This is a genomic window from Bosea sp. OAE506, assembly GCF_040546595.1.
GTDB lineage: Bacteria > Pseudomonadota > Alphaproteobacteria > Rhizobiales > Beijerinckiaceae > Allobosea.
In genome coordinates, this window is the sequence record NZ_JBEPOB010000001.1 from 3017146 (window position 1) to 3036808 (window position 19663).

General features: G+C 68.2%; 21 protein-coding genes and 1 tRNA gene. 11 read left to right on the top strand and 11 right to left on the bottom strand.

All coding sequences use genetic code 11. The features are described from left to right. The first annotated feature begins 6 nt into the window (after positions 1-6). A complete protein-coding gene (locus ABIE41_RS14745; RefSeq protein WP_192641113.1) occupies positions 7-795 on the top strand; it encodes a YdcF family protein in 789 nt (262 codons plus the stop codon). Positions 796-799: 4 nt separating this feature from the next. On the opposite strand, the gene ABIE41_RS14750 is transcribed toward ABIE41_RS14745, so the two are convergent. Both ABIE41_RS14750 and ABIE41_RS14755 read right to left on the bottom strand, forming a co-directional pair. Continuing rightward, positions 800-1069, bottom strand: coding sequence for a DUF3253 domain-containing protein (locus ABIE41_RS14750; protein ID WP_192641114.1), 270 nt, complete (start codon positions 1067-1069; stop codon positions 800-802). A gap of 13 nt (positions 1070-1082) precedes the next feature. Further along, the gene (locus tag ABIE41_RS14755; RefSeq protein WP_069055510.1) at positions 1083-1793 is read right to left on the bottom strand and encodes a DUF599 domain-containing protein; all 711 of its coding nucleotides are present in this window, start codon (positions 1791-1793) and stop codon (positions 1083-1085) included. 108 nt (positions 1794-1901) lie between these two features. On the opposite strand from ABIE41_RS14755, the gene ABIE41_RS14760 reads away from it, so the two are divergent. Together ABIE41_RS14760 and ABIE41_RS14765 are read left to right on the top strand one after the other, a co-directional pair. Beyond that, complete coding sequence (locus ABIE41_RS14760; RefSeq protein ID WP_192641115.1) at positions 1902-2330, top strand: rhodanese-like domain-containing protein; 429 nt, start codon at positions 1902-1904, stop codon at positions 2328-2330. Continuing rightward, positions 2327-2509: a hypothetical protein gene (locus ABIE41_RS14765; RefSeq protein ID WP_192641116.1), complete on the top strand. Its 183-nt coding sequence runs from the start codon at positions 2327-2329 to the stop codon at positions 2507-2509. Before ABIE41_RS14760 ends, ABIE41_RS14765 begins: the two co-directional genes overlap by 4 nt. A 9-nt stretch (positions 2510-2518) precedes the next feature. Here ABIE41_RS14765 and ABIE41_RS14770 read toward each other — a convergent pair whose 3' ends face one another. The 8 genes from ABIE41_RS14770 to ABIE41_RS14805 form a co-directional block, all read right to left on the bottom strand. Beyond that, positions 2519-3034, bottom strand: a complete 516-nt coding sequence (locus ABIE41_RS14770) for a gamma-glutamylcyclotransferase family protein (RefSeq protein ID WP_192641117.1) — start codon at positions 3032-3034, stop codon at positions 2519-2521. A 125-nt stretch (positions 3035-3159) separates the two neighbouring features. Then, positions 3160-4332, bottom strand: coding sequence for an isovaleryl-CoA dehydrogenase (locus ABIE41_RS14775; RefSeq protein ID WP_192641118.1), 1173 nt, complete (start codon positions 4330-4332; stop codon positions 3160-3162). 136 nt (positions 4333-4468) lie between these two features. Continuing rightward, a complete protein-coding gene (locus ABIE41_RS14780) occupies positions 4469-5479 on the bottom strand; it encodes a CorA family divalent cation transporter (RefSeq protein ID WP_192641119.1) in 1011 nt (336 codons plus the stop codon). A 76-nt stretch (positions 5480-5555) separates the two neighbouring features. Further along, a complete protein-coding gene (locus ABIE41_RS14785; RefSeq protein WP_354192354.1) occupies positions 5556-6479 on the bottom strand; it encodes a glycoside hydrolase family 25 protein in 924 nt (307 codons plus the stop codon). Between the two features lie 135 nt (positions 6480-6614). Next, positions 6615-7541 carry a glycoside hydrolase family 25 protein gene (locus tag ABIE41_RS14790; protein ID WP_354192356.1) on the bottom strand — a complete coding sequence of 309 codons (927 nt, stop codon included), beginning with the start codon at positions 7539-7541 and terminating at the stop codon, positions 6615-6617. Between the two features lie 75 nt (positions 7542-7616). Beyond that, positions 7617-9023 carry a magnesium transporter gene (gene mgtE, locus ABIE41_RS14795; RefSeq protein ID WP_192641121.1) on the bottom strand — a complete coding sequence of 469 codons (1407 nt, stop codon included), beginning with the start codon at positions 9021-9023 and terminating at the stop codon, positions 7617-7619. A gap of 187 nt (positions 9024-9210) precedes the next feature. Continuing rightward, positions 9211-9295 (bottom strand) — tRNA-Leu (locus ABIE41_RS14800). Positions 9296-9392: 97 nt separating this feature from the next. Then, positions 9393-9662 (bottom strand): FliM/FliN family flagellar motor switch protein, encoded by a 270-nt coding sequence (locus ABIE41_RS14805; RefSeq protein WP_192641122.1) that lies wholly within the window; start codon positions 9660-9662, stop codon positions 9393-9395. A 121-nt stretch (positions 9663-9783) separates the two neighbouring features. Here ABIE41_RS14805 and lipB point away from each other — a divergent pair, with 121 nt between their 5' ends. The 3 genes from lipB (at position 9784) to ABIE41_RS14820 (ending at position 12913) form a co-directional block, all read left to right on the top strand. Continuing rightward, positions 9784-10479, top strand: coding sequence for a lipoyl(octanoyl) transferase LipB (gene lipB / locus ABIE41_RS14810; RefSeq protein WP_192641123.1), 696 nt, complete (start codon positions 9784-9786; stop codon positions 10477-10479). A gap of 131 nt (positions 10480-10610) precedes the next feature. Then, positions 10611-12218: a carboxyl transferase domain-containing protein gene (locus tag ABIE41_RS14815; protein WP_192641124.1), complete on the top strand. Its 1608-nt coding sequence runs from the start codon at positions 10611-10613 to the stop codon at positions 12216-12218. Positions 12219-12295: 77 nt separating this feature from the next. Continuing rightward, positions 12296-12913 (top strand): hypothetical protein, encoded by a 618-nt coding sequence (locus tag ABIE41_RS14820; RefSeq protein ID WP_192641125.1) that lies wholly within the window; start codon positions 12296-12298, stop codon positions 12911-12913. On the opposite strand, the gene ABIE41_RS14825 is transcribed toward ABIE41_RS14820, so the two are convergent. Next, positions 12875-13276 (bottom strand): DUF2177 family protein, encoded by a 402-nt coding sequence (locus ABIE41_RS14825; protein ID WP_192641126.1) that lies wholly within the window; start codon positions 13274-13276, stop codon positions 12875-12877. The genes ABIE41_RS14820 and ABIE41_RS14825 overlap by 39 nt on opposite strands. 129 nt (positions 13277-13405) lie before the next feature. Here ABIE41_RS14825 and ABIE41_RS14830 point away from each other — a divergent pair, with 129 nt between their 5' ends. The 5 genes from ABIE41_RS14830 to ABIE41_RS14850 all read left to right on the top strand — a co-directional run bounded on the left by ABIE41_RS14830 (position 13406) and on the right by ABIE41_RS14850 (position 19626). Further along, positions 13406-13783, top strand: coding sequence for a DUF2147 domain-containing protein (locus ABIE41_RS14830; protein ID WP_192641127.1), 378 nt, complete (start codon positions 13406-13408; stop codon positions 13781-13783). A gap of 193 nt (positions 13784-13976) precedes the next feature. Then, the gene (locus ABIE41_RS14835; RefSeq protein WP_192641128.1) at positions 13977-15944 is read left to right on the top strand and encodes a putative bifunctional diguanylate cyclase/phosphodiesterase; all 1968 of its coding nucleotides are present in this window, start codon (positions 13977-13979) and stop codon (positions 15942-15944) included. A 132-nt stretch (positions 15945-16076) separates the two neighbouring features. Continuing rightward, positions 16077-16853, top strand: coding sequence for an SDR family oxidoreductase (locus tag ABIE41_RS14840; protein WP_192641129.1), 777 nt, complete (start codon positions 16077-16079; stop codon positions 16851-16853). Positions 16854-16951: 98 nt separating this feature from the next. Then, entirely contained in the window at positions 16952-17599 is a 648-nt protein-coding gene (locus ABIE41_RS14845) for a cation efflux transmembrane domain-containing protein (RefSeq protein ID WP_192641130.1), read from the top strand. Between the two features lie 41 nt (positions 17600-17640). Beyond that, positions 17641-19626, top strand: a complete 1986-nt coding sequence (locus tag ABIE41_RS14850) for an acetyl-CoA carboxylase biotin carboxylase subunit (protein ID WP_192641131.1) — start codon at positions 17641-17643, stop codon at positions 19624-19626. Positions 19627-19663: the final 37 nt, after the last annotated feature.

The following is a 19663-nucleotide window of genomic DNA, read 5'->3' on the forward strand; positions in this document are numbered from 1 at the left end:
CCGCCCATGTTCTTCGTCCTGTCCAAGGTGGTCTGGTTCCTGCTGTCGCCGGTGAACCTCGCGATCCTGCTGGCGCTGCTGGCGGCGCTGCTCGCCTTCACGCGCCTGGCGAGGGCAGCGCGCTGGCTCGGCGTCGTGGCGCTGTCGTTCCTCGCGCTGATGGCCTTCAGCCCGCTGCCGCGGCTGGTGATGTGGCCGCTCGAGAACCGCTTTCCCCAGCAGCCGGCCGAGAAGGGCCCGGTCACCGGCATCGTCATCCTGGGAGGAGCCATCGGCGTCGCCCGCGGCGATGTGGTGCTGACCAGCGCCGCGGCGCGCATGACCAAGGCGGTCGAGCTCGCGCGACTGCATCCGCAGGCGAAGATCGTCTTCACCGGCGGCGCCGCCAATTTGATCTCGCCGGTGACCAAGACCGAATCGGACGGGGCGAGCGTGCTGTTCGAGGGGCTCGGCCTGCCGCGCGAGCGGATCCTGCTGGAAGACCAGTCCCGCAACACCTGGGAAAACGCGCTCTTCACCAAGCGCCTGGTCGATCCCAAGCCCGGCGAGCGCTGGCTGCTGGTGACCTCGGCTTGGCACATGCCGCGCGCCATGGGCGTGTTCCGCAAGGTCGGCTTCGCGGTGGACGCCTTCCCGGTCGACTACCTGACGGAGGAGCAGGCCTCCGAATTCGTGCGCGTCTCCGGGCGGGCACCGCGCGGGCTGATGATCGCCGATGACGGCTTCAAGGAATGGGTCGGGCTCGTCGCCTATCGGCTGACCGGCTACAGCGACGCGCTGTTTCCGGGGCCGTGAGGGGCTATCCGCCCTCCGGCAGCCGCAGCCTGTAGACGCCACGGAAATCGTCGGGATCGACCGGGCGGCCCTTGCGGGTGATGACGAGCTTGCCCTCCTTCATCAGCCGGACAGCCGTGCGGCGGATCGGCTGCATCAGCGGGCCCCAGCCGTCGGGATGGTCGCCGCCGAGCGCGCGCGCCGCTTCCGACGGGCAGATGGTCTTGCCTTCGCCGCGCTGCGCCGTCAGCGCCAGCAGCGTGGCTTCGAGTTCGGTGTCGTCGGGCTTCGTCATGGCTCGGACTTCTTCAGGGCTCGGACTTGGCCTGCGTCGTGTCGGGATAGCGGAAGACGCGGGCGGCATCGGAGGCGAACTGGCGCCGGTACATCGCGATCAGCACGGCGCCAGTGAAGAGAATGAAGGTCGTCGGACCCAGGAACCAGCCCATATAGGCGAGCGCGAAGAAGAAGGCGCGCTGGCCGCGGTTGAAGTGGCGCCCGCCGGCGACGTTCATCTCGATCGCCTCGTGGACGGCGCGCTGCGCGTCCGCAGGATCATGGTTCTTGGCCGGCGGCAGCGATCCCAGCAGGATGACGCAGTAGTTGAACAGCCGGTAGCTCCAGGCGAACTTGAAGAAGGCGTAGCCGAAGATCAGGGCGAGCCCGATGACCTTGAGCTCCCAGACGGCGCGTGTCGGCACGGTGCCGAAGGGCAGGTCCGAGAACAGCGCCACGACCCGATCGGTCGATTGCAGCAGCGTCAGCGTGCCGCCGATGGCGATCAGCGAGGTCGAGGCGAAGAAGGCCGTGCCGTTCTGCAGGCCGTTCATGATCTGCGTGTCGACGATGCGGTTGTCGCGCCCCATCGATTCCCGAATCCAGCGGGCGCGGCGCAGATTCATCCGCATGTTCAGGCTCTTGCCGGCATGCGGGCCCATCTCGACGGCGAAATGGTAACCGATCCAGGCCGCCGCGAAGAAGGCGGCGCCGATGATGTCGAGCGTTCCGAATCCGATCATTCTTATCCCCGGCGCGCACAGTGCGGCGCGGGCGCGGGCGCGGCAAGGCGCGATTGACGCAGGCTGCGGCAATGGCCACGGTGCCGGCCGTTTCAGGGAGAGGCCGCGATGCCGCAGACCATCACCAAGGGCTACAAGGCGTTGCTGGCGGAAGCCGAGGCCGTCGTCGAGACGTTGAGCGTCGAACAGGCGCAGGCGCTGCTGGGCCGCGACGACGTCGTCTTCGTCGATCTGCGCGATCCGCGCGAGCTGGAGCGGGAAGGGCGGATGCCCGAGGCGTTCCACTGCCCGCGCGGCATGCTCGAGTTCTGGATCGATCCCGAGAGCCCCTATGCCAAGCCGGTCTTCCAGCAGGACAAGCGCTTCGTGTTCTTCTGCGCCGGGGGCTGGCGCTCGGCGCTGGCGGCGAAGGCCGCGCAGGAAATGGGGCTGAAGCCCGTGGCGCATGTCGCAGGCGGATTCGGCGCCTGGAAGAAGGCCGGCGCGCCTTTCGATGCGGCCGAGCCCCGCGATCCGGCTGCGAAGGCGACCGCGTGAGTCCGGTCAACGTCCTCGTCATCCTGCTGGTCGTCGCCTTCCTCTTCCGCAAGCCGCTGGGGCGGCTCTTCGCCCGGCAGTTCCCCGACCGGGCCAAGCGTCACCGCATCGTCGGAACGATCATCGCCGGCTTCCTGCTGGTGATCGCGGTCCGGCTCCTGGCGCTGCTCTGGAAATAGGGCGAGACCCTATTTCGGCGCGAGCGCGCGCGGCCGGACGCCCGCGACCGGCCCCGGCGGCAGGTCGCCCGCATCCTGAGCAATCGTCTTCAGATCCAGAGTCGGCTTGCTCAGAAAGCGATTCAGGCCGGCGACGTAACTCTCTGGCAGAGCCCAGTGTTTGGCTGCGGCGATAACCGTTTCCATATAGCCGGGCTTGGGCCGGCCGGGATCGCCCGAGCGGCCGATATAGACGAGCGCGCGCTTGGCGCCGCCGGGCACGATCACCGGCTGGCTGATCTTCACGTAGAGCCCGCTGGCGAGGTCCTCGAACTTGTCGAGCGTGCGGATATCGCCGAGCGAACAGTCCCAGAGCACGCCATGGACCTCCTCGCGCGGGTCGCGGACGACGGACGCGTAGCCGTCCGTGGTGACGAGGAAGCGGTGGCGCGGCAGGCGCGCGAGCCCCAGCGGCTTGGAGCGCGGGCAGCGCTGCGCCATGCCGGCTGAGTCCATGTTGAGGCCGTAGGCGAAGTAGAGGGGCATCCAAACCTCGCGTCATTCTCGGGCGGAGCGAAGCGCAGACCCGAGAATCTCAGGCCGAACGAAGCGCCTGCTGTCCTCTCGTCCGGAGATGCTCGGGTCAAGCCCGGGCATGACGGGTGTGGCCCTCACCTCGTCTTCTGGAACAGCTCCCGTCCGATCAGCATGCGCCGGATCTCGCTGGTGCCGGCGCCGATCTCGTAGAGCTTCGCGTCGCGCAGCAGGCGGCCGGTCGGGTAGTCGTTGATGTAGCCGTTGCCGCCGAGCAGCTGGATGGCGTCGAGCGCGATCTGGGTCGCCTTCTCGGCTGCGATCAGGATGGCGCCGGCGGCGTCCTCGCGGGTGGTCTCGCCGCGGTCGCAGGCCTTGGCGACGGAATACACATAGGCCTTGCAGGCGTTCATCATCACATACATGTCGGCGATCTTGCCCTGAACGAGCTGGAACTCGCCGATCGCCTGGCCGAACTGCTTGCGCTCATGGACATAGGGCATGACCACGTCGAGCGCCGCCTGCATGATGCCGAGCGGGCCGGCCGCTAGAACGACGCGCTCATAGTCCAGCCCGCTCATCAGCACGTTGACGCCGCGCCCGACCGCGCCCAGCACGTTCTCCTCGGGGACCTCGCACTCCTCGAAGACCAGTTCGCAGGTGTCGGAGCCGCGCATGCCGAGCTTGTCGAGCTTCTGATGGGTCGAGAAGCCCTTCATGCCCTTCTCGATCAGGAAGGCGGTGATGCCCTTCGAGCCGGCCTCGGGATCGGTCTTGGCGTACACGACCAGCGTCTCGGCGATGGGGCCATTGGTGATCCACATCTTGTTGCCGGTGAGGACGTAGCGGTCGCCTTTCTTCACCGCCTTCGTCTTCATCGAGACGACGTCGGAGCCCGCGCCGGGCTCGGACATGGCGAGCGCGCCGACATGCTCGCCCGAGATCAGCTTGGGCAGGTACTTCGCCTTCTGGGCGGCGTTGCCGTTGCGGGCGATCTGGTTGACGCAGAGATTGCTGTGGGCGCCGTAGGAGAGGCCGACCGAGGCCGAGGCGCGGGAGACCTCCTCGATCGCGACGACATGCTCGAGATAGCCCAGGCCCGCGCCGCCATCCTCCTCCTTGACCGTAATGCCGTGCAGACCGAGCGCGCCCATCTGCGGCCAGAGATCGCGCGGGAACTGGTTCGTCTGGTCGATCTCCTGGGCGCGCGGCGCGATCTTCTCCTGCGCGAAGGCATGGACCGTGTCGCGGATGGCGTCGGCGGTTTCGCCGAGGTCGAAATTGAAGGGGCGGGGCGCATTGGCGAGCATGGTGGACCTCCCAAGGGGCCGGCGCGGCGTGGCGTCCGGCGTTTCCCCGACTTATAGCGCGGCTGGCGCCCAAGTCAGCGCGCGGGCGCGCGCAGCGGGTTGGGCATCGGTGCGGAAGGGCTGGGGACGCCGCCCCTCACCCGCCGATCACCCCGCGACGGCGCAGCAGCACCAGGGTCAGCAGCGCGGCGCCCAGGCAGGTCAGCGCGACGAAGAGCGCGCCGAGATCGTGCTCCATCCAGGGCAGGCCCTTCACATTGATGCCGAACAGGCCGGTGATGAAGGTCGCCGGCATGAACAGCGCCGTCAGGATCGAGAGCACGTAGAGCTGGCGGTTGGTCTGGCTCGCGGTGCGCGCTGACATCTCGTCCTGCAAAAGGCGGGCACGGTCCTGCACCGACTGGACATCATGATGCAGGCCGTCGATGCGCTGCAGCAGGCGGGTGGCGGCGGCCTTGACCTCGTCGGGCGATTTGCGACCGGAGCTGGTTTCGGCGAAGCGGCGGAACAGCAGCAGCAGCCCGCCGAGCTGGCGATGCAGCCTGACCGCCATGCGCCGGACCGCGCCGACGCGGGCGGGCGCGTCGTCGAAGCTGTCGGCCAGCACCTGGTCCTCGACGCCGTCGGTTTCGTCCATCAGTCGCACCACGGCCCGGGCGACGTCGTCGATGATGTGCTCAATGATGAATTCGAAGAGCAGCACCGGGCTCTCGATGGTCTCGCCGCGGTTCAGCGCATCGGCGGCCAGGCGGATCGACTGCAGCGCCTCACGCCGGCCGGTCAGCAGCAGGCGCTCGCCGACGATCCAGTAGAGCGGGCCGACGCGGTCGGAATCGGCGGCGACGTCGCGCACGAGATCATGCGAGACGCCCCAGACCAGGCCCGCGGAATGTTCCAGCCGCTGATGCGTCTCGGTGGAGACGAACATGTCCTCCGCCGCCGCCGGCAGCCAGGGCTGCTGCGTGATCCAGTCCTTGGCGCGGCTGTGGACGAGATCGAGATGGATCCAGACGAAGCCGGCCCCCGGCGCGACGTCCGGCACGCTGTCCCGATCGATCAGCGAGGGCACGCCTTCGGCATCGAAGCGATAGGCCCAGATGATGCCGATGCGCGACTGCGCATCGGGGAGGGCGGTGGGGGCGTTCATCGGCGGCCGGGCAGCGAGCGGAGGGGGCGGGCAAGGCCTGCGCCCGCGCCATGACGCTTCGATGACGGCCGTCGCCTCAGTCGTTGCTGGCGGTGCGCTGGGGCACCTTGCCGGGCGGCGTCATGCGCAGGATCGTCCCGCCCGCGGCCTTGGGCGCACGGGTTCCGGCTGCCGTCGCAGGCGTCTTCGTGCCGGCCACGCGCGGCTCGCCGCCGTGCCATTTGCGCGAACCGATGTCGAAGCGGCCCTCGCGCCAGGCAGCGAACTGCGTTTCGCTGCCGAAGAAGGCGTTGCGGTCGACATCGCCCGTGATGCCGGGAACGCGGCCGGTGGTGGTGAACTGCCAGAACTCCCACTGCTCGCGGTTGTAGCGATGCTTCAGCGGTGCGGCGGTCGAGCGCAGCCAGTAGGGATAGTCGTTGAACTCGCCTTCGAGGATGTCCTCGTGGAAGTTGATGTCGGTGTAGATGATCGGCTTCTTGCCGGTGTGCTCGTGCAGCGCCGCGAGCATGATCCGCATCTTCTCGAGCGCGTCCTCCCGCGAGACCTTGCGGGTGCATTGCGAGCCGTTCTGCCACTCGACGTCGAGCACGGGCGGCAGGGCGTCGGGATCGCGCGGGATGTGCCGCTTGAACCAGCGGACCTGCTCCTTGGCCGGGCGGCACCACCAGACGAAATGATAGGCGCCGCGCGCGATGCCGGCCTTCTTGGCGCCGGCCCAGTTCTGCCGGAAATTCGGGTCGAGATGGTCGCCGCCCTCGGTCGCCTTGATGAACGCGAAGCGCGTGCCGGCATCGGCGACCTTCTCCCAGTCGATCTCGCCCTGCCAGCGCGAGACGTCGATGCCCTGGATGGCCTGGCGGCGGGCGTCGCGGACACCGTGATGCGGGGCCGCGTCGCTCTTCTTGGGATAGAGCGCTTCGGCAGGGCCGGTGAGAATGGCGAACAGGCCGGCAAGGACGGCCGGGAGGGCCACCCGCTTCCACATCGTCGATCGCACCGGCTTCTCCTTCTCCTGGCTCACCCTTCGAGATGGCGAGACCGTGGTTAAGAGCCGGTTAGAATTGGATCGAATGCGGCGGCTTCATTTCAGCTTTGGTTAACTGCCGCGGGGCCGGGGCGGCGTGCTGTACGGTCAATCGCTCTCGGCGATCTCCTCGGCGGGGCTGAAGGCGGAGGAGACGGGCGCGACGCTGCCGGGAATGGCGGCGACGGCGGGCGTCGGCGCGGCCGGCCGGTCGGGGCCCGGGCTCGGCTGCGGCGCAACCGGACGCTGGCGCTTCCACTGGCGCGTGCCGATGTCGAACTCGCCGGTGCGCCAGCCGACGAACTCGCCCTCGTTGCCGAAGAAGGCGTTGCGGTCGACGTCGCCTTTAATGCCGGGCACACGGCCGGTCGTGGTGAACTGCCAGAACTCCCAGGGGCGGTTCGCATAGCGCACCTGGGGCAGGGCGGCGGTCGAGCGGATCCAGTAGGGGTAGTCGTCGAACTGCCCTTCCAGCACGTCCTTGTGGAAGGTGATGTCGGTGTAGATGATCGGCTTCTTGCCGGTGAGCTGCTCGAGCTCGGTCAGCATGAGCTGGATCTTTTCCAGCGCGAGACTGCGGTCGATCTTCTTCGGGCAGCTCTTCGAATGTCCGTTCCACTCGACGTCGAGCACGGGCGGCAGCGCGTCGGGGTCGTTGGGGATGTGCTGCTTGAACCAGAGCGCCTGCTCATGGGCCGGCCGGCACCAGTAGACGAAGTGGTAGGCGCCGCGCGGGATGCCGGCGCGGCGCGCGCCTTCCCAGTTGCGCAGGAAGGCGGGGTCGATGTGGTCGCCGCCTTCGGTGGCCTTCATGAAGACGAAGCGGGTGCCGGCGCCCTTCACGGCGGTCCAGTCGATGTCGCCCTGCCAGCGCGAGATGTCGATTCCCTGGATGGGGTATCGCAGCGCCTCCGCCACGCCCGGATGCGGGCGCGCATCGCCCTTGGCGGGATAATGCCCCTCCATGGCGACGCAGCCGCCGAGCACGGCCAGCGCGGCGGCAGCGAAGAGGGATGCGGGCTTGAAAGGGTTCATGCGACGACCGGTCATGTCGCGCAAGATTGAGGAGAAAGCTTGACGGGCGGTTTACGCTAACCGGCGAGGGCCCAATCAGGCGTAAGCGAGCCAGATGGCGGCGATGCCGAGGAAGGAAAAGAAGCCGACGACGTCGGTGACCGTGGTGACGAAGGTCCCGGAGGCGACGGCAGGGTCGATCGCGTAACGGTCGAGCACGACCGGGATCACGACGCCCGCCATGGCGGCGGCCAACAGGTTGACCACCATGGCGATGGCAATGACCACGCCGAGCCCCTGGCTGCCGAACCAGAGCGCCGCGACGATGCCGGTGATCAGCGCGAAGCCGACGCCATTGATCAACCCGACGATCATCTCGCGGGTAAAGAAGCGGCGCAGGTTCCAGCCGCCGAGCTCCTGAGTCGCCAGCGCCCGGACCGCCACGGTCATGGTCTGCGTCGCGGCGTTGCCGCCCTGGCTCGCCACGACGGGGGCGAGGATGGCCAGCGCCACGACCTGGGAGAGCTGCGCCTCGAACAGGCTCATCACCGCCGCGGCGAGGAAGGAGGTGACGAGGTTGACGAAAAGCCAGCTGAAGCGGCTGCGCGCGATCTCGCGGACCGGATCCGAGAGTTCTTCGTCGGCATTGACGCCGCCGAGCTGCTTGACGTCGTCGTCGGCGGCTTCCTCGATGACGTCGACGATGTCGTCGATGGTGACGACGCCGACCAGCCGCGAGGCGTCGTCGACGACGGGGACGGCAATCAGGTTGTAGCGCTGGAACAGACGCGCCACGTCCTCGATGTCGTCGGTCGCCTTGATCGAGCGGCTGTCCTCCTCGACCAGCGTCGCGATGCCGACGGGGCGCCGCGTCCGCAGCAGCCGGTCGAGCGGCACGGAGCCGACGAAGTGATGCGCCGGATCGGCGACGAGGATTTCGAAGAAGCGCTCCGGCAGATCGTCGGTCTGGCGCAGATGATCGATCGTCTGCCCGACGGTCCAGAAGGCGGGGACGGCGAGGATCTCGCTCTGCATGCGCCGGCCGGCGCTGCCCTCGGGATAGTCGAGGCCCTGCTGCAGGACGATGCGCTCGGCGGGGGTCAGCCGGTCGAGCACCTCCTGCTTGTCGGCCTCGTCGAGGTCCTCGAGGATGTAGACGGCGTCGTCGGTGTCGAGATCGCGCACGCCCTCGGCCACCGTCTCGGGCGACAGAGTCTCGAGGATTTCCTCGCGGACCGAATCGTCGACCTCGGTCAGCGCGGTGAAGTCGAAGTCGCGGCCCAACTGCGAGATCAGCCGCGTGCGCTCCTCGGCGTCGAGCGCCTCGAGCAGCGCGCCGAGATCGGCCTCGTGCATGTCGGCGACGACGGAGCGCAGCGTCGTCAGGTCGGACAGGAGAAGCGCCTGCGAGACCTGCTCGACCAGCGCGGTGTCGATGGCGCCGTCTTCGTCGCGGATCGGGCGCTCGTTCGCGGCAGCCGCAGCGTTCTCGGTGTCCGTCATGGGCCGCTCCGTGCTGCGAGAAGGAGATTCGGCGCAACCGGGATTCGGAGCGGCGCCTGCCGCCCTTGTGTCAGCGCCGCGGCGCGGTTGCAATGCAACAGGCTGCGAGGGGGGCGAGCGCGGTGGGGGCCCAAACGCGAACGGCGACCCTTGCGGATCGCCGTTCGCCGGGCTGGTGCCCTCAATTTGGTGCGGTCAAGAGGACTCGAACCTCCACGGGTCTCCCCGCTACCACCTCAAGGTAGTGCGTCTACCAATTCCGCCATGACCGCGGCGTCGAAGCGTCCCGCCGTGGCGGTGAACTCCGGAGCGGCGCGGGTCTAGCAAATCGAATCCGTCGCCACAAGGGCATTGAGCAGGAAAACGCGATCAGGCCGCCGCGGCCACGGTCTGCAGGGTGTAGACCGTCGGCCGCTTCAGCATCTGGGTGATCTCGACGGAGATCTTCTGGCCGCTGACGACGACGATCCCCTTGGCGAAGGGATGGTTGTTGGCAAGAATCTGGACCTCGTCGGTCTCGCTGGCGTTGAGCTCAATGATGGCGCCGCGGCCCATGCGCAGCAGCTTGTAGATCGGCATCCGCGCGGAACCCAGCACGACCGTCAGTTCGACGGGAACGAGATCGAGATCAGCCTTCAAGTCGTGCCTCCGGAACCCTACTTCAGAATACGAACAACCAAACTTGCCTGTTGCTCCGGTCGGGAGCATGAGGCTCGCCGCCGCTTCGTTCCGAAGTTGGTCGCAACAGGGTTAATGCGCAGTGAAGACGCGCGAGGCGCTCTCCGAATTGTTCCTGCCCGCCGCTGGCTCGCCGCCGGTCGAATGGGTCGTGGCGGAGCGGCCCGTCGGCTATGACGAGGCCGTGGCTGAAATGGAGCATCGCGCCGGGCTGATCGCCGATGGTCTTGCAGCCGAGCGGGTCTGGCTGGTGGAGCATCCGCCGCTCTACACCGCCGGCACCTCGGCGAAGGATGAGGATCTGATCGCGCCGGAGCGATTCCCGGTCCATCGCAGCGGCCGCGGCGGGCAGTACACCTATCACGGTCCTGGCCAGCGCGTGGCCTATGTCATGCTCGACCTGAAGCGGCGCGAGCCGGATCTCCGGCGCTTCGTCGCGGCACTCGAAGCCTGGCTGATCGATACGCTCGACGCCTTCAATGTCCGCGGCGAGCGGCGGGAGGACCGGGTCGGCGTCTGGGTCCGGCGGCCGGAGAAGGCGCCCGACGCCGAGGACAAGATCGCCGCCATCGGCATCCGCGTGCGCCGCTGGGTCTCGTTCCACGGCATCTCGCTCAATGTCGAGCCGGATCTCGGCCATTTCGACGGGATCGTGCCCTGCGGCGTCAGCCGGCACGGCGTCACCTCGCTAGTCGATCTCGGCCTGCCGGTGACGATGGACGATGTCGATGTCGCGCTGCGCGCTTCGTTCGAGCGGATCTTCGGCCCGACGGTCTGAAGGCCGCCGTGCGGGACAGGCGCCGCGGGACATGGGAGATTTCGCCTTCCCCCTGTGAGCATCCCCGCCGTTGGCCTTTGCAACGGTCCGGGCCATAACGCGGCAACGAGATAATTGCCTGGGAGAGCGCCGTGCCGGTCATCGAGAGCAAGGTCGATCTGGCTTCGGCCGATGCGCAGGCCAATGCGCAGGCCTGGTCTGGTCTGTGCGGCGAATTGCTGGAGCGGCGCGCCACCGCAGCGCTGGGCGGCAATGAGCGCTCACGGGAGCGCCATGTCGCCCGCGGCAAGCTCCTGCCGCGAGAGCGCGTGCTGCGCCTGCTCGACCCCGGCTCGCCCTTCCTGGAGATCGGCTCGCTCGCGGCTTTCGGCATGTATGAGGGCGATGTGCATGGCGCCGGCATGATCGCCGGCATCGGCCGCGTCGCCGGGCGCGAATGCGTCATCGTCTGCAACGACGCCACCATCAAGGGCGGCACCTACTACCCGATGACGGTGAAGAAGCATCTGCGGGCGCAGGAGATCGCGCGCGAGAACCGGCTGCCCTGCCTCTACCTCGTCGATTCGGGCGGGGCGAACCTTCCGCACCAGACCGAGGTCTTCCCGGACCGCGAGCATTTCGGCCGGATCTTCTACAACCAGGCGACGCTCTCGGCGGAAGGAATTCCGCAGATCGCGGTGGTGATGGGCTCCTGCACGGCGGGCGGCGCCTATGTGCCGGCGATGTCGGACGAGACGGTCATCGTCAAGCAGCAGGGCACGATCTTCCTGGGCGGGCCGCCGCTGGTGAAGGCGGCGACCGGTGAGGTCGTGAGCGCCGAGGATCTTGGCGGCGCCGATGTCCATGCGCGGCTTTCGGGCGTTGCCGATCATTATGCGGGCGACGACACCCATGCGCTCGCCATCGCGCGGCGTATCGCCGGCAATCTCAACAGCGTGAAGCGGCCCGATATCGACATCGCCGAGCCGGTCGAGCCGCTCTACGACCCCGCCGAACTCGAGGCGGTGGTCCCGACCGATCTCAAGAAGCAGTACGACATCCGCGAGGTCATCGCCCGGCTCGTCGACGGCTCGGAGTTCGACGAGTTCAAGAAGCTCTACGGCACGACCCTGGTCACCGGCTTTGCCCGCATCCACGGCATTCCTGTCGGCATCATCGGCAATAACGGAATCCTGTTCTCGGAAAGCGCGCTGAAGGGCGCGCATTTCATCGAGCTGTGCTGCCAGCGGCGCATCCCGCTGCTGTTCCTGCAGAACATCACGGGCTTCATGGTCGGGCGCGACGTCGAGACCCGCGGCATCGCCAAGGACGGAGCCAAGCTGGTCACGGCGGTCGCCTCGGCGCGGGTGCCCAAGATCACCGTGCTGGTCGGCGGTTCGTTCGGTGCGGGCAATTACGGCATGTGCGGGCGAGCCTATTCGCCGCGCTTCCTGTTCTCCTGGCCGAACTCCCGCGTTTCGGTGATGGGCCATGAGCAGGCCTCCAGTGTGCTGGCGACGGTGCGCCGCGACAACATCGAGGCGGATGGCAAGAGCTGGAGCGCCGAGGAGGAGGAGGCCTTCAAGAAGCCGATCCGCGACAAGATCGAGGCCGAGGGCTCGCCCTATTACGCGACGGCGCGGCTCTGGGACGACGGCATCATCCTGCCTTCGGAGACGCGCCGGGTGCTGGCGCTGGCCTTCTCGGCGTGCCTCAATGCGCCGGTGCCGGAGACGAAATTCGGCGTCTTCCGCATGTGAGCCGGACGCCGAACTGTGACCCAAGCCGCGGCGGGGGGCGTAGATGCGGCATCGTCCCTCGCACGAGGCTGCCCGACATGTCCCTCATCGCCCGGTTCCAGGACGTCATGGCCGCGCTCAAGGCCTATGCGCATCATCCCGATCCGCGCGTCGCCACCGCGAACTTCTTCGCGCTGCTCGTCGCCTCTAACCAGCCCTTCTATCCGCTCTATGTCTACTGGACGGTCGGGCCCGAGATCGGCCCCACGGCCTGGACCTTCCTCTCGACGCCCTTCTTCCTCGCCGTGCCGGCGCTGTCGCGCTGGAACACGCTGATCGGGCGGGCGATGCTGCCTGTGGCGGGCATCGCCAACACGCTGCTCTCGGCCAAGGTCTTCGGCGTCGCCTCGGGCGTCGAGATCTTCCTCGTGCCCTGCGCGGTGCTCGCGCTGCTGATCTTCCGGCCGCATGAGCGCTGGATCGCTGCGTTCCCGCTCGCCGGTGTCTGCTTCCTCGCCTATTTCCTGTTCCACGGCGCGTACGGCGCACCGTTCCATCTCTACAGCGAGGCGGAGTATGCCGCGCTGCTGCGACTGAACATGATGAGCGCGGGAGGGCTGACCGCCTTCACCGCGCTCTCCTTCTCGACCCTGCTGGCGGAGGCGGAGACCGCCGCCTCAGGCAACGCGCCGGGCGGCGGCATAACCCGCGACTGAGGCGCTCGCGGTCAGCAGCGTGCCCCAGATCATGTCGGCGATGGTGATGATCGCCGGCCAGTCACGCAGCGTGGCATGGTTGGTGAGGTCGTAGGTGCCGTAGGCGACGAAGCCGAGTGCCGCGCCGTGCAGCGCAGCAGTGGCGAGGCGGCCGGTCGCCAGCGCGGGGCGGATGGCGAAGAAGACGATGCCGCCGATATACATCGCGTAGAACAGGATGGCGGGCACCAGCCGGAAGCTCGGCGCCAGCAGATCGCCCAGCAGCGGGCGGTACATCAGATTCGCCATGGTCGAGAGCCAGACCGCGTCGATGGCGAGGAAGGCGAGGGCGGCGGCGCCGTAGGCCGTCAGGAGGATTTTCAAAGGGGGCTCTCCGGGTTGCTGTGGGAAGGTTACGCCACCAGATGCCGGCGGGATCACATTGCGCGTGATCGTGAAACCGGCGGCGACCCAGCCGCGTATCCGGTTACCGAACCGACTGGAGAGGAAGCCATGAAGCTGAAAACCACGCTGATCGCCCTTGGCCTGTCGATCGCCCCGGCGCTGCCGGCGCTGGCCAACAGCGCCGATCCGAGCGGCGTCTGGTTGCGCGACGACGGCAATGCGCGCGTGCGCATTGCGCCCTGCGGCAGCAACATCTGCGCGACCAATGTCTGGATCAAGGACACGAGCGGCGGCGAGGAGGTCGGCGACCGGCTGGTTCTGACGTTGCAGCCGAACGGCGCCGACAGCCTCAAGGGCGAGGCCTTCGACCCCAAGCGCAACCGCCGCTTCGCCATGACCCTGACAGTGAAGCCGGACGGTCTTTCGACGCGGGGCTGCATCGTCGGCGTGCTCTGCAAGACCGTAAACTGGAAGCCGGCCGAGTAGCGCCGGCGCCGCCATAGAGGCGGCGTCAGCGGCCGGTTGAGGTGCCGCAGAAGAGGCAAGCCAAGGTGCAGGCGCGGCGACGAGCTCTCGGCCGTCATCGCGCCCGCGCGGGCTTGCTTTGTTTACGTTTGGATACCGATTGTCTTGTATGAGTGACGCACACTTTGTGAGTCTCTCTAGCTGGACGAGCCGGTTGATCACGCATCCCACCGCGCCCTTGCGTCAGTCGGGTCAGGTTGCCGCCGCGCTGCTCCCGATCGTCCGACGCAATTATCTTCCCGCGCTTCTCGTCAACTACGTCGCCTCCACCGCCGTCTCCGGGCTCGCCGCCACCGCCGGCGCAACCTGGGTCTGGTGGTGGTTCGGTTTCGTCACGCTGGTCTCGCTGCTGCGGATCGCCGTCCAGCGGGCCATCGTGGCGGCGGTGACGCGCGGCGCCGCGATCTCTCCCGCACGCGAGATCCTGATCGCGGGCCTCGGCAAGCTCGCCGCCGCGGCGAGCTGGGCCGTGCTGGCCTGGTTGCTGCTCGGCGTGGCCGATCCGCTGGTGAAGTTCGCCACCAGCATCGTGCTGGCGGGCATGGCGGCGGGTGCGATCGGTATTCTCTCGCCCTTTGGCGTGATCGGTCCCCTCTACATCGCCATCCTGATGGTTCCCGGCGCGATCCGGCTGATGCTCACCTCCGGGCCCGATTCGGTGATCGGCCTGCTCGGACTTGTGTTCTGCTGCGTGATGATTGCCGGCCACCGGGCCAACCGCATCCTGCTGCTCCAGTCCGTCCAGCTGGGCCAGCGCAACACCGAGCTGATGGCCGAGATCCTGGACGCCAACCAGACGCTCGAGAACAAGGTTCGCGAGCGCACCGAGACGCTGGAGCACCAGGCCTCGCATGATTTGCTGACCGGGCTGCTCAACCGCCGTGGCCTGTCGGAGCAGTTCGAGAAGGTCGTGGCCCGCGCCGGCACGGCGGAGGTCTATTTCCTCGACCTCAACCGCTTCAAGCGCATCAACGACACACTGGGCCACGATGCCGGCGACTATGTGCTGCGCGAGATTGCGTTGCGGCTCATGACCCGCCTGCCGGCGCAGGCGCTGATCGCCCGTTGGGGTGGCGACGAACTGGTGGTGGTGACGCCCGGCTCAGCCCAGGCCGAGGCCTCCGCCACCGTGCTGGAGAAGCTGTTCAGCACGCCCTACGTCTTCTACGGCCAGACGCTCGATGTCGGCGCGAGCGTCGGTGTCGCGTGCTATCCGCAGGACGGGCAGGGGCTCGAGGAGTTGATCTGGGCGGCCGATCTCGCCGCGACACAGGCCAAGCGCCAGAACTCCGCCGTGCCGCTGAGCTATGACCATTCGCTCGCCATCGCCCTGCAGCGGCGCGAGCGCATCGCCGACGACATCGCCGCGGGCCTGAAGCAGGACCAGTTCTGGCTCGCCTTCCAGCCGATCGTGGCAGCGGCCACCGGCGATCTCCACGGCTTCGAGGCGCTGCTGCGCTGGACGCATCCGACGCTCGGCACGCTCGCTCCCGACGAGTTCATCCCGATCGCGGAGGAGAGCAACCAGATCGCGATGGTCGGTGCCTGGGTGCTGGATCGCGCCTGTGCGGCCGCGGCGCGCTGGCAGCGCGGCGGCGTGCGCGCGGCGGTGGCCGTGAACTGCTCGGTGCGGCAGCTCGCGCAGCCGGAATTCGTCGACATCGTGCGCGGCGCGCTCGCCCGCCACCAGCTCGGCGCGCAATGGCTGCATCTCGAGGTCACCGAATCGGTATTCATGCCGGCCGATGACGAGCAGACCCTTGCGGTTCTGACGCAGCTCGACGCGCTCGGCATCTGCCTCGCCGTCGACGATTTCGGTACCGGCTATTCCTCGCTGGCGCGCCTGCGCGATTTCCCGATGCGCCAGATCAAGATCGACAAATCCTTCATCGCCGACATCGACGGCCGCTCGCGCTCGGTGATCGAGGGCGCGGCGCTGATCGCGCGGCGCTTCGCCCTGCAGATCGTCGCCGAGGGCGTCGAGACCGAGGCGCAAGCCACGGCGCTGCTGTCGCTCGGCATCGATTCCTTCCAGGGCTATCTGGTTGGCCGCCCGGTCGCCCAGCCGCAGACGGCGGTGAACTGCCCCTGGCTCGGCGCCAACGCGGCCGTGGCGGGCTGATCGGGCCCGCGCCCCGGCACTGGCCGGCGAGGGCGCCTGCGCGAAACGCTGTTCCCTGTATGCAGCACGCTGCTATGGTCCGCCCCACCGGATTTGAAACGGTTGAACCGGCAAGAAACCAGAGGATTCGCCATGCCCGCCGCCAGCACGCCCGCCCATGACAAGGTTGCCATCATCACCGGAGCCGGATCGGGCGTCGGGCGGGCCGTAGCGCTCGCTTTTCTGAAGGATGGCTATCGCACCGTGCTGGCCGGCCGCCGCGCGGATGCGCTGGAGGAGACGATCGCCCTGTCGGGCGCGGCCGCCGGGCGCGCGCTCGCCGTCCCGACCGACGTCACCGACAAGGCCTCGGTCCAAGCGCTTTTCGCCAAGACGACGGCCACGTTTGGCCGTGTTGACGTGCTGTTCAACAATGCCGGCGTCAACGCGCCGGGCGGCGTGCTGCTGGAGGATCTGTCGATCGAGGACTGGCAGAAGGTCGTCGACACCAACCTGACCGGCCCGTTCCTGTGCACCCAGGAGGCCTTCAAGGCGATGCGCGACCAGGTTCCGCAGGGCGGCCGCATCATCAACAACGGCTCGATCTCGGCCCATGCGCCGCGGCCGAACTCGGTCGCCTATACCGCGACCAAGCACGCCATCACCGGGCTGACCAAGACCGCCTCGCTCGACGGGCGCAAATACGGCATCGCCGTCGGCCAGGTCGATATCGGCAATGCGCTGACCGAGATGGCCCGCAAGATGACCACGGGCGTGCCGCAGGCGGATGGCTCGATCAAGGTCGAGGCCGTCATGGACGTCGACAATGTCGCCACCACGGTGCTGCACATGGCAAGCCTGCCGCCGGAGGCAAATGTGCTGTTCGTCACGGTGATGGCGACGAACGCGCCCTTCGTCGGTCGCGGGTGAGTGCAGCGTCATGCCCGGGCTTGACCCGGGCATCTCCAGCAGGAGATTCTCGGGTCTACGCTTCGCTATGCCCGAGAATGACGGCCTGGTAGCCCCACATGAGTGAGCCCCTTCCGGTCGTGCCGACGACTGCCCGCGCCTACACCCTGACGATCTGGGGCATCGCGCTCGGCATCCTCGTCTTCGCCACCGGCGTCGTCGCCTGGGCACTCGCCGTCGGCAATGCCCAGCTGTTCAAGGACGGCGTCGACTGGGTCTATGACGTTGCGCTGTACGGCATCGCCGCCATCGTCTTCGGCCGCGATGCGCGGGCCGAGCGGCTGGCGGCGATGGCGATCGGCACCGTGATGGCGGTGGCGGGGCTGCATACGCTCTATGACCTCGCCGCCAAGATCATCACGCCGCGGCCGATCGAGGTCTGGGCGCTGGGCTTCTCCGCCGGCAGTGCGGTCGTCATCGCGGTCCTGATCGTCGGCGTGCTCTGGCGCTTCCGGGGCGAGGACAATCCCGTCATCAAGGCGACCTGGCTGTCCTCGCGCAACGACGTGATCTCGACCACGGGCTTCGCGCTGCTCGGGCTGGCGGCCCGCGTCGCGCCGGTGCGCTGGCCGGAATATCTCTTCGATGTCTTCGTCGCGGGGCTGTGCTTCCAGGCCAGCTGGGCGATCTGGCGTTCGCTGCGCACGAAGCCTGCCGAGGCGCCTGTGCAGAACAAGGCGGCGACAGCCCCGGTCGGCGGGCTATAAAGGCGGCACGCTGCCGCGCCATGCCGTCCGGGACATTGCCGATGTCGATTGCCGAGAAGCTGCCCTCCATCCTGATCGCCAATCGCGGCGAGATCGCCTGCCGCGTCATCCGCACGGCCAGGCGGCTGGGCCTGCGCACCATTGCCGTCTACTCCGATGCCGATGCGGAGGCGCTGTTCGTGCAGATGGCGGACGAGGCCTACCGGATCGGCCCGGCGCCGGCGCGCGAGAGCTATCTCGACGCGGGCAAGATCCTGGCGGTCGCCAAGGAGGCGGGCGCCGCCTGCATCCATCCGGGCTACGGCTTCCTCTCCGAGAACGCCGATTTCGCCGAGGCCTGCGCGCAGGCCGGCATCGTCTTCGTCGGTCCGCCGGCCTCCGCCATCCGGGCGATGGGACTGAAGGATGCCGCCAAGGCGCTGGTTGAAAAGGCGCAGGTGCCGGTGGTGCCGGGCTATCACGGGGCTGAGCAGGGCGTCGATTTCCTCGCCGGGGAGGCGCAGCGGATCGGCTATCCCGTGCTGATCAAGGCGGTCGCCGGCGGTGGCGGCAAGGGCATGAAGAAGGTCGATCGGCCTGAGGATTTCGCGGACGCGCTGACCAGTGCGCAGCGTGAGGGCCAGAGCGCCTTCGGCGACGGGCGCGTGCTGGTCGAGAAATATGTGCTTTCGCCGCGCCATGTCGAAATCCAGGTCTTCGGCGACAGCCATGGCCATGTCGTGCACCTCTTCGAGCGCGACTGCTCGCTGCAGCGGCGCCACCAGAAGGTCATCGAAGAGGCGCCGGCGCCGGGCATGACGGAGGAGGTCCGCGCCGCCATGGGCAAGGCCGCCACTGAGGCGGCGAGGGCGGTGGGCTATGTCGGCGCCGGCACGGTCGAGTTCATCGCCGATGGGCGCGAAGGGCTGAAGGCCGACCGGTTCTACTTCATGGAGATGAACACCCGCCTCCAGGTCGAGCATCCGGTCACCGAAGCGATCACCGGGCTCGATCTGGTAGAGCTGCAATTGAAGGTCGCCGCCGGCGAGCCGCTCGGTTTCAGCCAGTCCGACGTCACCGCGACCGGCCATGCCGTCGAGGCGCGGCTTTATGCCGAGGATCCGGAGAAGGGCTTCCTGCCCTCGACAGGCAAGCTCTGGGCGCTGCAGTTCCCCGAGGGCGAAGGCATCCGGATCGACACCGGCGTCGAGGCCGGCGATACGGTGACGCCATTCTACGATCCGATGATCGCCAAGGTGATCGCCCATGGCGCGACGCGGACTGAGGCGCTGGACCGTCTGGGCGCGGCGCTGGGCGAGACGGTCGTTGCCGGGCCGCGGACCAATCTGGCCTTCCTGAAGGCGCTGACGGAGGCTCCCGGCTTCCGCGAAGGGCCCTTCGACACCGGTTTCATCGAGCGCAACATCTCCGCGCTCGGTGCCGAGCCGCAGCCGCTCGATGCCGCGGCGGTTGCAGCGGCGGCGCTCCAGCTCGAGGAGGATCGGGAGGCCGCGGTCGTGATGCAGGCGGCCGAGCGGGCCGATGGCGAGGCGCGCTCGCCCTGGCTCGTGGCGGACGCGTTTTCGCTGATGCCGCGGCCCGCGCTCGGCCTGCCGCTGCTGGTCGATGGCGAGCGGGTCGAGGCGCGGATCGAGTGGCACGAGGCCGGCGCCCGAGTCAGCCTTCCCGGCCACGACATCGACGAGGGCGAGCATGAGATCGCGCTGGCGCAAGGGGAGCGCGGGACATGGCTGGCGCTGCATCGCGGCCGGCAGACGGCGGTGTCGCTGTTCGACCCGTTCAGCGTCGATCTCGACGCCGCGGCGGGCTCAGGCGGCGTCGTCAAGGCGCCGATGCATGGCAAGCTGATCGCCGTCTTCGTCTCGGCTGGCGAGGTCGTCACCAAGGGGCAGCGGCTCGCTATCGTCGAGGCGATGAAGATGGAGCATGTCCTGACGGCCCCGCGCGATGGCACCGTCAGCGAAATCGGTGCGGAGCCGGGCGCGCAGGTGGCCGAGGGCGCGAAGGTCGTGGTGCTCGGGGATTGAGGGGCGGCGTCATTCTCGGGCGAAGCGAAGCGCAGAC

Bases quoted from the DNA above. Each gene is read 5' to 3' on its own strand.
- ABIE41_RS14745 (WP_192641113.1), top strand. From the start codon at position 7: ATGTTCTTCGTCCTGTCCAAGGTGGTCTGGTTCCTGCTGTCGCCGGTG.
- ABIE41_RS14780 (WP_192641119.1), bottom strand. From the start codon at position 5,479: ATGAACGCCCCCACCGCCCTCCCCGATGCGCAGTCGCGCATCGGCATC.
- ABIE41_RS14850 (WP_192641131.1), top strand. From the start codon at position 17,641: ATGTCGATTGCCGAGAAGCTGCCCTCCATCCTGATCGCCAATCGCGGC.
- ABIE41_RS14770 (WP_192641117.1), bottom strand. From the start codon at position 3,034: ATGCCCCTCTACTTCGCCTACGGCCTCAACATGGACTCAGCCGGCATG.
- ABIE41_RS14820 (WP_192641125.1), top strand. From the start codon at position 12,296: ATGTCCCTCATCGCCCGGTTCCAGGACGTCATGGCCGCGCTCAAGGCC.
- ABIE41_RS14830 (WP_192641127.1), top strand. From the start codon at position 13,406: ATGAAGCTGAAAACCACGCTGATCGCCCTTGGCCTGTCGATCGCCCCG.
- ABIE41_RS14845 (WP_192641130.1), top strand. From the start codon at position 16,952: ATGAGTGAGCCCCTTCCGGTCGTGCCGACGACTGCCCGCGCCTACACC.
- ABIE41_RS14790 (WP_354192356.1), bottom strand. From the start codon at position 7,541: ATGAACCCTTTCAAGCCCGCATCCCTCTTCGCTGCCGCCGCGCTGGCC.
- ABIE41_RS14775 (WP_192641118.1), bottom strand. From the start codon at position 4,332: ATGCTCGCCAATGCGCCCCGCCCCTTCAATTTCGACCTCGGCGAAACC.
- ABIE41_RS14760 (WP_192641115.1), top strand. From the start codon at position 1,902: ATGCCGCAGACCATCACCAAGGGCTACAAGGCGTTGCTGGCGGAAGCC.
- ABIE41_RS14840 (WP_192641129.1), top strand. From the start codon at position 16,077: ATGCCCGCCGCCAGCACGCCCGCCCATGACAAGGTTGCCATCATCACC.
- mgtE (WP_192641121.1), bottom strand. From the start codon at position 9,023: ATGACGGACACCGAGAACGCTGCGGCTGCCGCGAACGAGCGCCCGATC.
- ABIE41_RS14755 (WP_069055510.1), bottom strand. From the start codon at position 1,793: ATGATCGGATTCGGAACGCTCGACATCATCGGCGCCGCCTTCTTCGCG.
- ABIE41_RS14750 (WP_192641114.1), bottom strand. From the start codon at position 1,069: ATGACGAAGCCCGACGACACCGAACTCGAAGCCACGCTGCTGGCGCTG.